This window comes from Thermanaerothrix sp. (assembly GCF_056331585.1).
Genome location: NZ_JBWGPQ010000011.1, coordinates 63,331 through 75,223, shown reverse-complemented (window position 1 = coordinate 75,223; position 11,893 = coordinate 63,331). Strand labels below are relative to the sequence as shown.

General features: G+C 54.3%; 13 protein-coding genes. 2 read left to right on the top strand and 11 right to left on the bottom strand.

Annotation, left to right across the window (positions count from 1 at the left end):
- Positions 1-373: 373 nt before the first annotated feature.
- The gene (locus AC01YT_RS06045) at positions 374-2,332 is read left to right on the top strand and encodes a DUF8201 family protein (RefSeq protein WP_476673635.1); all 1,959 of its coding nucleotides are present in this window, start codon (positions 374-376) and stop codon (positions 2,330-2,332) included.
- 9 nt (positions 2,333-2,341) lie between these two features.
- On the opposite strand, the gene recR is transcribed toward AC01YT_RS06045, so the two are convergent.
- Genes recR through AC01YT_RS06020 form a run of 5 tightly spaced genes read right to left on the bottom strand, consistent with a single transcriptional unit; the run spans position 2,342 to position 6,000 of the window.
- Complete coding sequence (recR, locus tag AC01YT_RS06040; RefSeq protein WP_476673633.1) at positions 2,342-2,950, bottom strand: recombination mediator RecR; 609 nt, start codon at positions 2,948-2,950, stop codon at positions 2,342-2,344.
- Positions 2,951-2,974: 24 nt separating this feature from the next.
- A complete protein-coding gene (locus tag AC01YT_RS06035) occupies positions 2,975-3,325 on the bottom strand; it encodes a YbaB/EbfC family nucleoid-associated protein (RefSeq protein WP_476673631.1) in 351 nt (116 codons plus the stop codon).
- A gap of 7 nt (positions 3,326-3,332) precedes the next feature.
- On the bottom strand, positions 3,333-5,024 hold the full coding sequence (gene dnaX / locus AC01YT_RS06030) for a DNA polymerase III subunit gamma/tau (RefSeq protein ID WP_476673629.1): 1,692 nt from the start codon (positions 5,022-5,024) through the stop codon (positions 3,333-3,335).
- Positions 5,002-5,457, bottom strand: a complete 456-nt coding sequence (locus tag AC01YT_RS06025; RefSeq protein ID WP_476673627.1) for a DnaJ family domain-containing protein — start codon at positions 5,455-5,457, stop codon at positions 5,002-5,004. Before AC01YT_RS06025 ends, dnaX begins: the two co-directional genes overlap by 23 nt.
- Positions 5,458-5,469: 12 nt before the next feature.
- Positions 5,470-6,000: a lamin tail domain-containing protein gene (locus tag AC01YT_RS06020; RefSeq protein WP_476673625.1), complete on the bottom strand. Its 531-nt coding sequence runs from the start codon at positions 5,998-6,000 to the stop codon at positions 5,470-5,472.
- Between the two features lie 57 nt (positions 6,001-6,057).
- Between AC01YT_RS06020 and AC01YT_RS06015 the strand changes: the two genes are divergently transcribed.
- The gene (locus AC01YT_RS06015; RefSeq protein WP_476673623.1) at positions 6,058-6,561 is read left to right on the top strand and encodes an NYN domain-containing protein; all 504 of its coding nucleotides are present in this window, start codon (positions 6,058-6,060) and stop codon (positions 6,559-6,561) included.
- A gap of 73 nt (positions 6,562-6,634) precedes the next feature.
- On the opposite strand, the gene AC01YT_RS06010 is transcribed toward AC01YT_RS06015, so the two are convergent.
- The 6 genes from AC01YT_RS06010 to AC01YT_RS05985 are packed head-to-tail and all read right to left on the bottom strand — an operon-like array spanning position 6,635 to position 11,753.
- A complete protein-coding gene (locus tag AC01YT_RS06010; protein ID WP_476673621.1) occupies positions 6,635-7,033 on the bottom strand; it encodes a hypothetical protein in 399 nt (132 codons plus the stop codon).
- Between the two features lie 18 nt (positions 7,034-7,051).
- Positions 7,052-7,564: a DUF4405 domain-containing protein gene (locus tag AC01YT_RS06005; RefSeq protein WP_476673619.1), complete on the bottom strand. Its 513-nt coding sequence runs from the start codon at positions 7,562-7,564 to the stop codon at positions 7,052-7,054.
- Positions 7,565-7,616: 52 nt separating this feature from the next.
- On the bottom strand, positions 7,617-8,315 hold the full coding sequence (locus AC01YT_RS06000; protein ID WP_476673617.1) for a hypothetical protein: 699 nt from the start codon (positions 8,313-8,315) through the stop codon (positions 7,617-7,619).
- A gap of 21 nt (positions 8,316-8,336) precedes the next feature.
- A complete protein-coding gene (locus AC01YT_RS05995; RefSeq protein WP_476673615.1) occupies positions 8,337-9,566 on the bottom strand; it encodes an ABC transporter permease in 1,230 nt (409 codons plus the stop codon).
- Entirely contained in the window at positions 9,556-10,335 is a 780-nt protein-coding gene (locus tag AC01YT_RS05990) for an ABC transporter ATP-binding protein (protein WP_476673613.1), read from the bottom strand. Before AC01YT_RS05990 ends, AC01YT_RS05995 begins: the two co-directional genes overlap by 11 nt.
- Positions 10,332-11,753 carry an efflux RND transporter periplasmic adaptor subunit gene (locus AC01YT_RS05985; protein WP_476673611.1) on the bottom strand — a complete coding sequence of 474 codons (1,422 nt, stop codon included), beginning with the start codon at positions 11,751-11,753 and terminating at the stop codon, positions 10,332-10,334. The genes AC01YT_RS05990 and AC01YT_RS05985 overlap by 4 nt, the downstream gene beginning before the upstream one ends.
- Between the last annotated feature and the right edge of the window lie 140 nt (positions 11,754-11,893).

The window sequence follows — 11,893 nt, the reverse complement described above, 5'->3', positions numbered from 1 at the left end:
ATGCCTTTTTAGGGCCATGGTTGTGCTAGAACTGATGGACAGGAAATCCCATTAAATCCAGGTGGTGGGAATTTGTCAGGTAATTGTAAGGTGTGCGTAGGGTAAGCGTAGGTTTTGCGTCAAGAAAACTGATCTGATTTGTGCTAATATGCAGGCAAGGGCGACTTCTCTTCTTCTCCTCCTTAAATAGCGAGCCGGAGTCGGCGTCTCCGGCTCGCTACGATTTAACCCTCGTTCAATTTACTATAAAACCTTCGATCTTGCTTGGGTTGAAGGTTTTGTTATTTCCCCTATAACCTATAATTGAAATGACCTCATTTTCATGGATGGTTTAGAGACAATGCCGCCACGCCGACAGATAATGAGATTAACGTTGATCCTTTTGTGGTTAGCCCTTTGTCTGGGGCTGTATTACGCCGCGCACAAGCCTTTTACCTCGTCTGAAGTGCTGAGGCTACTGCAGGCGGCAGGACAGTTGGGGTGTGCGATGGTGCTGATAGCGCTAATGGGGGGCTTGGGGCGGCGCTTATTTCCATTGAGCATACTTCCCCCTTTGGAACAAGTGGCGCTCCAGGCTGCGCTAGGGGCGGGTTTGATAGCCTTAGTAACTTTAGTGATAGGGGCAGCACTGGGGATAAGTCCCTGGCTGTTGAGGTTGAGCGGGGTGGTGCTTCTGGTCGTGTTGCGGCGGGACATCTGGTCTTGGCTTAGGGAATGGCGTGCGCTTAAGCCTTTGTGGGCTTTAGCCACCCGTGGTGGCCGAGCGCTGGCCCTAAGCAGCGGCGCTTTGATGTTCATCGCCTTAATGTTTGCACTGGCACCACCCTTGAAATGGGATGCTCTGGTGTATCATCTGCTCTTACCCCGGGTTTATCTCAGTGTGGGACGAATTGGGGGTGTGCCCTGGATGTTGCGTAGCGGTCTGCCCCAGAATGGGGAGATGCTCTACACCTGGGCAATGGCCTGGGCGGGCACGGAAACGGCAGCAGCGCTTGGTTGGGTGTTGAGTGGGGTGGCGCTGGTTGGTCTCTTGGGCTGGCTGAGCCGCATTCTAGATATACGTGCCGCGTGGGTGGGCATCAGCGCTTTGCTGATTGGGCAAGGTGTGTGGCAGGGGATGGCCTGGGGCTACGTGGATTGGCTGGTTTTACTCTACGGTGTGGGTACTTTGATCGCCTTACATGCGTGGTGCCAGCACCGCGATCCCCATTGGTTGAGCCTGGCCGGGGTCATGGTGGGGTTGGGTTTGGGCGTGAAATATACCGCCAGCGTGTTGGGAGTGGGGGGCATGACCGTGATTCTGATCCATGCTCGGCGTTATAAGCAACCTATCCTTGCGGCATTCGTGCGTTTTGTTCTCCCGGCAGTTATTGCCGTTTTACCATGGTTGCTCAAGAACCTCATCCTGACCGGTAACCCTGTTTATCCCTTGCTTTTTCCGAGTGGTGTGGTAACGCCGTTTCGGCTACGTTTGTTGCAGCACGCTCAGGTTTTCGGCCACCCTATTGGGGACACGTTGTTTTTACCAGTGCGTGCGACCTACTTGGGGCTAGAAGGGGCGGAGGGTTACAGCGCCGACATCGGCCCCTTACTCTTGCTACTGAGCGGATTGGCCGGATTGGTCTGGTGTCAGGCGAATCCAACCCAGCGGTTGGCATTCGTGGTTCCGATAGTCTTGTTTGCAAGCGGCTGGGCTATCTGGGCGGTCGGGGGGCGCATATCCGGCCTGCTTCAACAGACGCGCTTTTACTTTGGAATACTGCCAGCCTGGGCAGGGTTGGCAGCAATGGGCGAATGGGGCACTCGGGCTCAAGTATGGTTGGGGGTGCGAGTGCGGCGCCTGGTCATGGCAGCGATTGGGGTTGTTTTTGCGCTAGGGGTTTATCAAGCCCTCATTGTGACCCTAGATAGCCGGGTGGTTGAGGCAGTCACTGGGAGAATTTCTAACGAGGCCTATCTCCGCACCAATTTGGGGAGTTTTGGTCTTGCCATGCAGACGCTGCAAACCCTACCTCAAGGGAGTCGGGTGTTATTGCTCTACGAACCCCGTGGGTTCTATTGCTGGCCGCAGTGTTTACCGGATGAGTCGTTAGATCGCTGGCCGTTGGATTGGATGGCTCACAGTTCCCCTGAGGTGATTCTGCGCACTTGGCGTGAGATGGGATTCACGCATGTTTTGGTCTATCGGGCGGGGATAGACTTTTTACGTCACGATATCCATCGCCCTTATCCACTGAGTGTTCTGGATGGGCTGGAACAAACGCTCCCCTTGCTGATCTTAGAGCAAGACTGGGGTGCGTATGCCTTGTATGGCTTGCCCGCGCAACCCTAAGGGCGAAGGTCAGTCCATCTCCTGACGCCCGGCCAAGGCGCGCAACAGCGTGTTCTGGTCGGCGTATTCCAGATCACCCCCCACCGGCAAGCCGCGGGCCAGGCGGGTGACACGCACACCTAGAGGCAGGAGTTGCTGACGGAGGTAGAGCGCGGTGGCATCCCCTTCTAGGCTGGGGTTGGTGGCCAGGATTATCTCACGTACCCCCCCGCGCTGCACCCGTTCTAGCAGCGGACGGATTTTCAGATCATCGGGGCCAATGCCCTCGATGGGTGAGAGCACACCATGTAGAACATGATAGCGGCCCTTGAAGGCGGCCGTGCGTTCGATGGCCAGGGCATCCAGCGGCTCCTCCACGACGCAAATCAGGCTTTCGTCCCGTTCTGGGTTGGCGCATATCTCGCATAATGACTGACCGGCGCGGGTAATATTGAAGCAATTTTCACATAATGCTGTCTGGCTTTTGAGAGCGAGCAATGCTTCAGCCAATTGCCGTGAAATCTCTTCCGGGGCACGTAGGAGATAGAAGGTCAGCCGTGCTGCTGTTTTAGGGCCGATCCCCGGCAGACGCTCAAACGCCAGAGCGAGATTTTGCACCGGTTCGGGTAAGACCGCCATGGTATCCTCCGCTCATCTCCGGGGCTAGAGGCCCAGGTTGCCAAGCGCAGCGCTAAGCGGTCCTAACCGCTCTTCGGCCAGCTGGCGCGATTGTTCCAGGGCTAAATTAATCCCGCTTACCAGCAAATCCTGAAGCATCTCCACATCCAGGTCTTTGAGTAACTCGGGGTCAATTTCGACGCCCCGACAGACCTGGGCGCCGGTCATGGTCACTTTGACGGCACCACCTCCAACCGAAGCGGTCACCGTTTCTTCGGCGAGTTGGGCTTGAAGAGCTTCCATTTGTTCTTGTAAGCGCTTGATTTGGGCCATCATGCCCCCGCCTTGAGCCGGGAGGCCGCCGAAACCGCGCGGAATACCTTTACCTTTAGCCATGTGCTATTCACTCCTGATCATGGGTTGGATTTGGTTCGCGTTTAACGATTTTTGCCCCTAAGTTGAGGGCGGTGCTGACCATGCCATCAGGCTCGATGCCAAATTCTTCCGGTAGCGTGGTGGCTTTATTGCCGACCACGGTGCAAACGATGGGTAAATCCACGCCCAGAACTTGCCGAATGGCTGCCCGGGTAAGGGCAATATTCTCACCTGCCTCCATTTTTGATTTAAGGATTTCAGTGGCGAATCCCAGAACTAAAGCGCCATTGTGCACTTGAACGACCTTGCAAGAGTTTAAGAGGGCTTCGGTTTGGGTGCGACGTCCTTTGATAAGAGCACGAATGCGAGCCCAATGTTGAAGCACTTTTTTTGTATCCGGCAAGTTTTCGGTGGGTGCGGAAGCGCTGGCACTCTCGGCGATGATTGAGGGTGGCGTTTGCACCGGGGTCGGAGGGGGAGGCGTAGGATACGGTGTGGAGGGGGCGCTTTTGGCTGTGTGCGCCGGTGCGGAGGTTGCTTTGGATGGGGAGGGTGGTGTGAGCGTAGATTTAACCTCAGGCGCAGTCACTACAGGTCCAGGGTGCGGGGAGGAGGCTTGGACAGCCCCTGATTGGGGTTGAGATTCAAAGGCCAAGGTTTGTGCCAGGGCTAGTTCCAGCGGTAAAGCAGGGTGCCATGCAGAGCGGACTTCAGTAGCCGCCTGATTGAACTGCTGAATAGCTTCGATCAAATAAGACAAGGTGAAGCGGTGCGCTTGATCGGCCATTTGACTGCGTTGTTCGGGGGTGGCTTCGATGTGATCGGCGTTGTCCATCAGGATCAGCATCAGGTTGCGCAGATAATCCACCGTCTGGCGGGCAAATTGGCGGGCATCAGTGCCGCTTTCTAGCGCTTGATGGATGCAGTGCAGGCCTCGGGCAGCGTCGCGTTGCAGGATCGCTTCGGTCAAATCCACCACGCGTTGATCGGTCGCTGTTCCCAAAAGGGCTTGTGCCGCGGCCAGTGTCAGGGGTTGGTCACTAGCGGCCAATTGATCGAAGAGAGAAATGGCATCGCGCAGACTACCAGTCGCTTGGCGGGCAATCAGTGCCAGGGCCGACTCCTCCGCCTCGATCCCTTCTTGTTGTGCCAATGATTTAAGATGCGCGACGATTTGAAACAAAGGAATGCGACGGAATTCGAACCGTTGGCAGCGCGAGAGCACGGTGGGAGGAATTTTGTGAATTTCGGTGGTGGCAAGGATGAAGATAGCGTGTGGGGGTGGTTCTTCCAGGGTTTTGAGCAGCGCGTTGAAGGCGGCGGTGGAGAGCATATGCACTTCGTCGATAATATAGACCTTATACCGCCCTTCTCCCGGTGCCAGGTTGATCTTGTCGCGCAGGTCGCGCACATCCTCCACGCTGGTGTTGGAAGCGGCATCAATCTCAATCAGATCCAAAAAACGACCCTCATTGACGGCCTGGCATGGTCCACATTGATCACAAGGACGGTGGGCAGGATCGGGGTCAAGGCAGTTAAGGGCTTTGGCAAGCAGGCGCGCAGTGGTGGTTTTGCCAGTGCCACGGGGTCCAGCAAAGAGGTAAGCGTGGGCAATGCGCCCACTGCGCACGGCATTACGCAGGGTCTGCACCACGTGCTCCTGGCCGATTACCTGTTCCCATAGACGGGGGCGCCATTTACGATAAAGCGCTTGAGGCATGCTCTCCCTCTTCTGAGGATTGGCGCGGACGGACCTGTTGGAAAATCCGCTCAATTTCTGCATCGAGGTTCAAGAGCGGTAACTGAAACCGCTCCAACGGAACGTGTAAATTGTAATTGAAAATGCGTTTATTTAGCATGGTCAATCGGGCTTGAAAGTGTGCTTGAGCCTTTTCCCAATTGGGCTGGTTGACGGCCAGGGCTAATTCGGCTCGCGCGGCTTGCAGGTCGGCCTCAATCTCGCGGCGAATCTCAATCCAAGGCAAAGTAAAGCCATGGGTGCGGAGAAGATGGAACGCCAGCCGCCATTCAGGTGGTTCGTGAGGATTATCATTAAGGTTGAGGGGTTTGCCACGCCCGGGTAAGTGATCGAATGCGCCGGCTTCCATCGCGGCGCGGATTTTCTCTTCAGCCAGACGTTCTATCACGTCCATAGGGTCCTTCTTTCACGGAATGATGTACTCTGCCCGCAGGTTGCCCTCGGGGTCTAGCAGGCGTACTTTGTCGCCGCGTTGCCAGGCGGAGTTTTCCAGACCCCAATAAAGTTCTATAACGGTATTATTACCCCGCCGGGTATAGATACGCACCGATCCATTGGGGCTTAGGGTAAGGTTAGGAAATTCAAACGCTTGCCCGCGGGGGTTAACCAAACGCCATCCTTTTAGCCACAAATCGCCTTCACCTAATCGCTTGAGAAGGATGGCTTCGTGTGCCACATCGCCCGGGGCGAGCACCTCAGCAATGGTGATCCAGGCCTGGTCTAGGGAGGGAAGGGTAGGGGTGGGTGAGGGCAGAAAAGGCGATGACAAGAGCAGTGTCTGCGTTGGCGCGGGAAGCATTGCCGGGGAGGTAGAGAGGGATTGACCTGCCAACGGCGTCGGACGCTGTGCCCGATCCCACAAAGTGAGTACGATTAGGGTCGTCAGCGCTGAGACCAGGATGTTGAGCAGGATATAGGGAAGTAGGCGTTTGAGCATAGGTGTCCTGTGCTGAATAATAGCATAAATTGGGCTAAAATGAGGGTTGAGAGTGCGATGGCTTACCTGATTGATGGGCACAACCTGATCCCCAAGATTCCGGGGCTGAGCCTGGCAGATCCGGATGATGAGATGCGATTGGTTGAAGTGGTGCAGGCCCTGTGCCAGCGCAAGCGCAAGCGGGCAGAAGTGTTTTTTGATCAAGCACCACCGGGCATGGCGGGTTCACGCCGTTCAGGGTGGGTTTTGGTGCATTTTGTGCGCCAGGGTTTGACGGCGGATGAGGCGATTGTGCGCCGCCTTAGGTCGCTGGGGGGTGAGGCGCGTAACTGGACGGTAGTGTCCTCCGACCACCGCGTCCAGGCTGAAGCGCGAGCCCATGGCGCACGCGTGGTATCCGCAGAAGAATTTGCTCAATGGCTTCAGGCGGCTAACTCGTCTGCACCGGCAAAACCGAGTTCCAAAGAAGCGCCGCTTTCGCCGGAAGAAGTGGACTACTGGCTGCGCCTATTCGGAGAAAAAAAGACCAACCGTCGTTCATCGTCGTCTAAGCCCAAATAAAAGCCCTCGCTGCCAATGCCAGTGGAAGCGAGGACAAGCAAAGAGGAGAAGAGGATGCCAACGAAAGGCCCGTTTAAGTCTGACGTGTGGCTTTCAGCCGTCCAAGACGGAACATTGCGTTGATCAGTGTGACCCCAATAACCGTGAAGGCAATGAGGCCTAGGTTGCGTGCCATCCCGGCCAGGCCTTGGATGAAAGTGCCTTCTGTACGAAAGTCGCGATCAAAGTCACGTCGGTTGAAATCCCAGCCGCTAAATTCAGATCTGAAAGGAAATGCATTGCGATTTGTACCAGCCGGATTGCGGAGGCCAGACCGGTCTGCGAAGGCAAAATTAAGCCGACGGTCCTCCTCAAAGACGGGTTGCAAGCCAATCCCTGGCAACCAACCGGCATTGACGGCATGGTAGAAAAGAACGGAGAGGCCGATAGCCGTTCCTAGGATCAGCAAGGTACGCCAGATAATCTTGAGCATGGTGGAACCTCCTGAACTTTAATGGGTTGATTGCTGCGGTGGGTTCGGTTCGATCGAAACGACTGGCTTACGCGCTGGTCTGAGATTCAAGAGGGGTTTGAGCACATAGCGCCTTATCATTCCGGTAACCCAATCCCAATTGAGAGCGAAGTGCAGGCTTACCAGAAACAAGGTCAGATTGGCGGTGAGATCGTGCAAGCCACGCCAGATGGTATTGCGAGCAATGTGCAAGCCCAAAGTCGGTAGGACACTGCGTGAGATTAGGAGCCCGCTAGCCATGGCCAGGGTAAACGCCACGAATAATAAGGCATCCACCATGAACTTCAGCCGTGAACGGTGAAAAACTTTTTTGAAGAAGGATGCCCCGACATGGGTGATCCATTCCCAATGGAGCAGAAGGTGAATGATAACTGTCGCGCTCAACCCGATGGCCAGCCACTCGTGCCATGGAATCCCGGTGAGTGGGGGTGACATAATCACCAAAAATACGGTTAGCAGGGTGAGATCCAGGAACAGATTTGTCTTGTGCATACGACACACTCCTATAGAATTCAAATCTTGCATTCCCTATTTTGCACGGTCATCATTCGGCTTTCTTTTCCAGCATTTGAATCAATGGGTCGAGGAGCAGGCGATTCAGGCCGAAATTGCGGCGCATAGCGGCTTGGGTGGGGTTTGGGGTGCGTTGAGTGGTGGTAGTGTCATTAGCAGGGGGACCAAAACCGAATTCACCGGGGCGAGCACCGGGTCCAACAGGCTCACCACCCCCGGCAGAACGCTGAGCCTGAAACTGGGCGATCTGGGTGGCACGCTCCGACTCGCTAAGATTGGCGAAGTTGCCGTTTCCACCCTCAAAAGTGTTCTGGATGCCAAGGGAATCCATCAGGTTCTGGAGGTCTTCTCGGGTTATTTGCAAGGTTTGGATGTAATTGCGCTGTTCAGTGGTCAGGGCTTCCTCGATTTGGCGGTAAACCGCATTGAGTTCATCCGGAGAGGTGGTTGCGCTGGTGCTGAGAGTTTTGACGGCTTTCCAAAGCGGGAGCAAGGTCCTGGCTTGGTCAGGGGTAATGGCCAAATTGGTCTCTTCTAGTTTCAGGATACCAATTGCCAATTTACTTTCCAAAGGCAGGTTGGTGAAGTCAAACGGTTGGGGAGTGCCTCGCCGGGCTATATTTGAGGCAGCAGGACTTGGCGCGCTGGCATTGGCGTTACCGCTGGCGCAGGCGCCTAACCCAATTGTCATGAGCAACATTAGGATTAACCAGAAGGTTTGTTTCTTCATAGAATACTCCTTGGGCAGAGGTTATTCGTAACGTAAAGCAATGATTGGATCTAAGTTTGCCGCTCTACGGGCGGGTAAGTAACCGAAGAGAATGCCCACTAACGCCGCGGAAGTGAAAGAAATGCCGATGGCATAAGGCACAATGACGGTGCGCATTCCACTGACCATGCCGAATAGGTAAGATCCGGCGATTCCTACGCCAATGCCGATAATTCCTCCTAGAAGGCTGAGCAAAAGAGCCTCGGTCAGAAATTGGATCTGGACGTCTTCGGGGGTGGCGCCAACCGCCTGCCGCAGCCCGATCTCGCGGGTTCGTTCCGTTACGCTAACCAACATGATGTTCATAATCCCGATACCGCCAACCAATAAGGAGACGCTGGCCACCCAGATGAGAAGATTGCGGAAGGTGGCCGTGGTGGATTCACGGGCTTTGATAATATCGGCTTGGGTGCGAATATTGAAATCGGGGCTATCTGCGCTAACCTTGTGGCGATTGACCAAGAGGAGTGTAATTTGCTCTACAACCTGATCAATGTTGGCTGTAGGTTCCACAGCCACGGTGATCTGGCGCACTCGATTCCCCATGAAGCGGGCAAATTGTGAGGGGGTGAATTTCTGAAAGACCACCTTGATTGGGGTGTAAATGATCTGGTCAAAGTCGGTGCCGGCAACTAATCCCTTTTCGGCCAGAACGCCGATGACCGTCAGTTGCGTTTTATTGACCATAATTACTTGACCAATCGGATCTTCATCGCCGAATAACTTCTCGGCAATGGTCTTTCCCAAGACGGCGACCTTTTGTGCTCGCTCTACCTCGGTGGCCGTGAAGTAACGTCCATTGGCCACGCTTAACCCGCGTACGACGGGATAATCCGACGTAGTCCCCAGCAAGGTTACACCCTCCAAGGTCACATCACTTCGGCGCACAGTGACGCTGGCTTGTTGATCCACGGTCACCCCGGCCACCCCTTTGATCCTCTCGCGGATAGCCGTCACGTCATCGTACACCAAACCGCCTGCGTTCTGAGGGCGTTCACCCGGTCCCACGCGGCTAAAGGTAGATGAGATAAAAATCAAGTTGGAGCCCAGGCTATAGATGGATTCGGAAATGGCAGCCTCGGTGCCGGCGCTGATGGCCATCATGACAATGACCGCTGCTACCCCGATAATAACTCCCAGAGTGGTCAGCAAAGACCGCAATTTATTCGCGCGCAGGCTACGCCACGCTTCTTTTATGATTTCATGGATCATGGTGTGCCTCCACAGTCGGTTCGGTGAGTGGGTCCGAAGGGGGCGGGGTGGTTAATAGACGCCTGTGACCATTGGACTGATCGGATATCAGATGGCCGTCGCGGATCAGCAGGATGCGTTCGGTGTATGCCGCAACTTCTGGGTCATGGGTAACTAGGACAATGGTGCGTCCTTGCTTGTTAAGGCGTTGCAAGAGAGCCAAAATCTCTTGAGAGGCGTGGGAATCCAGATTGCCAGTTGGCTCATCCGCTAGGATCAACGCAGGGTCGTTGATCAAGGCGCGGGCGATGGCAACGCGTTGCTGCTGCCCACCTGAGAGCTGGTTGGGGTAGTGATGGGCGCGGTCAGCCAATCCAACGCTCTCCAGCATGGCTAAGGCGTGCTGACGGGCTTGGTCTGCAGAAAGGCGTTGGTCCCGGCGATAGAAGATGGGCAAGAGAACATTTTCCAAAGCTGTCAAACGGGGCAACAGATTGTAGGATTGGAAAACCATGCCAATCTTGCGCCCCCGGATTAAAGCTAACTCACGGCGACTGTACTGACTCACTTCAATACCATCCAGGAAGTAACGGCCCTCGGTGGGACGATCCAGACAGGCCAGGATGTTAAGCAGGGTGCTTTTTCCTGAACCGCTTGGCCCCATGATGACCACGAACTCGCCCTGACGAATGGTGAGGGTAATGCTATCCAGGGCAATAACTTGTGCCTCACCGGTGCCGTAAATCTTTTTTAGATTTTCGGTGCGGATAATCATGAGATCCTGACTCATCCTTGTGTCTCCACGTTACCGGTTGTGATTACGTCCCCTAAATTGAGGCCGGATTTGATCTCGGCATAGGTGCTGTCTTTTAACCCAACCTCTACAACCGTCAGTCGAGGTTGACCGTCGGCGCCAACCACGAAGACGGCATATTGCCCGTCTCCAAGATCTCGGAGTGCCTCAATTGGAACAACCAGAACATCCTCGGCGCGTGCGGCGATGATCGTCACGGATGCGTTCAGGCCTTCTAGAAGGGTTTCTTGGTTGTTGGCATCCATCTCCAGCCTGATAGCGCCTTTCAGTACCTGATAACCGTTAACGGTCTCAAGGGTTGGATTGAGGCGGATTACTGTACCTTTGAATGCCCGATCAGGAAGGGCATCGAAGGTGATCTCGGCCCCGGCGCCGATCACCGCTTTATCCATATCGGTTTCGTCAATTGCAAATTCCACAATGGGATGGAAGAGGTCGGCCAATGTGATAAACGTGGCCCCAGCGTTGACCGAGTCACCCACTTGCCCGTTGATTGCCGTGATCACCCCATCAAAAGGCGCTTTCATTACCGCCCCTTCGAGATTCTGGCGCGCCTTTTCCAGGGCTAATTTGGCGTTTTCGAGGTTGCTTTGAGCCTTAGCCAGTTCTACCGGATCAATGCCGTTGTTTTTTTCCAGGGTATCCACTTTAGCCTGAGCCTGCTTTAGGTTGGCTTCGGCAATGGCCAGATTGGCTTGAGAGGTCTCAATCTCATAGTCGGTATATCCCAGGCAATAGGTATAGTTGGCATAGGCTGTTGCCACTTGATTTTTTAGCGGCAAAATGCGTGTCAGATAAAAATCCGAATCATATTGTCCGCTGAATTCATCGAGTTTCTCTTTCAGACGCACATATTGATCATAGTAGGCTTGGATGGTGTCTTTATCGCAGCGGGTGTAACCTTTCTGTTTGACCTTGGACTTGGCATCGTCATAGGCCTTTTGAGCCTCGGCTAATGCCAGTTTGGCGTTGGCCAGGTTTGCGGCTGCGTTATCATAAAGGCTCTGGAGATCATTTTCAGCCAAGGTCACTTGCAATTCAGCGTCTTTCACCGCTGCTTGGAGTGAGGTCACATCAGCGAGCTCGCCCAATACCTGTCCTGCAGTAACTTTATCCCCCACTTGAACATTGATTTTGGCAACCTTGCCCGCAACCGGAAACGAAAGTTGGGCTTCCTGACCGGCAACTAGAGTGCCGCTGCCCGTGGCAGAGAGCACAATGTTGCCACGACGTACAACAGCCGTTTTAAATCCGGGAGTAGGGGTAGCAGGGGTTTGGGCAGCCTTGCTCTGGATGACAAAACCAAGGCTGATGATGAGTATGAGAAGCAAGGCCAACAAGGAAAGGTAGATTTTCCTTGGAACTTGGAACAAGGATTTAACGATTGTTCCCATGTGACACTCCCTGAACATATAGTTTGGATTCACCTTATATATCCTAACCACGCCCTATTCAGTTTTCGTTTAGATCGCATGAATTTTTTGCAATCTTGTCGTCTAAATTCTCAACCCCTTCTAAATCAGATTTAAATCAT

Coding starts and splice junctions, on each gene's coding strand:
- recR (WP_476673633.1), bottom strand. CDS start 2,950: ATGGCGGTCTTACCCGAACCGGTGCAAAATCTCGCTCTGGCGTTTGAG.
- AC01YT_RS06035 (WP_476673631.1), bottom strand. CDS start 3,325: ATGGCTAAAGGTAAAGGTATTCCGCGCGGTTTCGGCGGCCTCCCGGCT.
- dnaX (WP_476673629.1), bottom strand. CDS start 5,024: ATGCCTCAAGCGCTTTATCGTAAATGGCGCCCCCGTCTATGGGAACAG.
- AC01YT_RS06025 (WP_476673627.1), bottom strand. CDS start 5,457: ATGGACGTGATAGAACGTCTGGCTGAAGAGAAAATCCGCGCCGCGATG.
- AC01YT_RS06020 (WP_476673625.1), bottom strand. CDS start 6,000: ATGCTCAAACGCCTACTTCCCTATATCCTGCTCAACATCCTGGTCTCA.
- AC01YT_RS06015 (WP_476673623.1), top strand. CDS start 6,058: ATGGCTTACCTGATTGATGGGCACAACCTGATCCCCAAGATTCCGGGG.
- AC01YT_RS06010 (WP_476673621.1), bottom strand. CDS start 7,033: ATGCTCAAGATTATCTGGCGTACCTTGCTGATCCTAGGAACGGCTATC.
- AC01YT_RS06005 (WP_476673619.1), bottom strand. CDS start 7,564: ATGCACAAGACAAATCTGTTCCTGGATCTCACCCTGCTAACCGTATTT.
- AC01YT_RS06000 (WP_476673617.1), bottom strand. CDS start 8,315: ATGAAGAAACAAACCTTCTGGTTAATCCTAATGTTGCTCATGACAATT.
- AC01YT_RS05995 (WP_476673615.1), bottom strand. CDS start 9,566: ATGATCCATGAAATCATAAAAGAAGCGTGGCGTAGCCTGCGCGCGAAT.
- AC01YT_RS05990 (WP_476673613.1), bottom strand. CDS start 10,335: ATGAGTCAGGATCTCATGATTATCCGCACCGAAAATCTAAAAAAGATT.
- AC01YT_RS05985 (WP_476673611.1), bottom strand. CDS start 11,753: ATGGGAACAATCGTTAAATCCTTGTTCCAAGTTCCAAGGAAAATCTAC.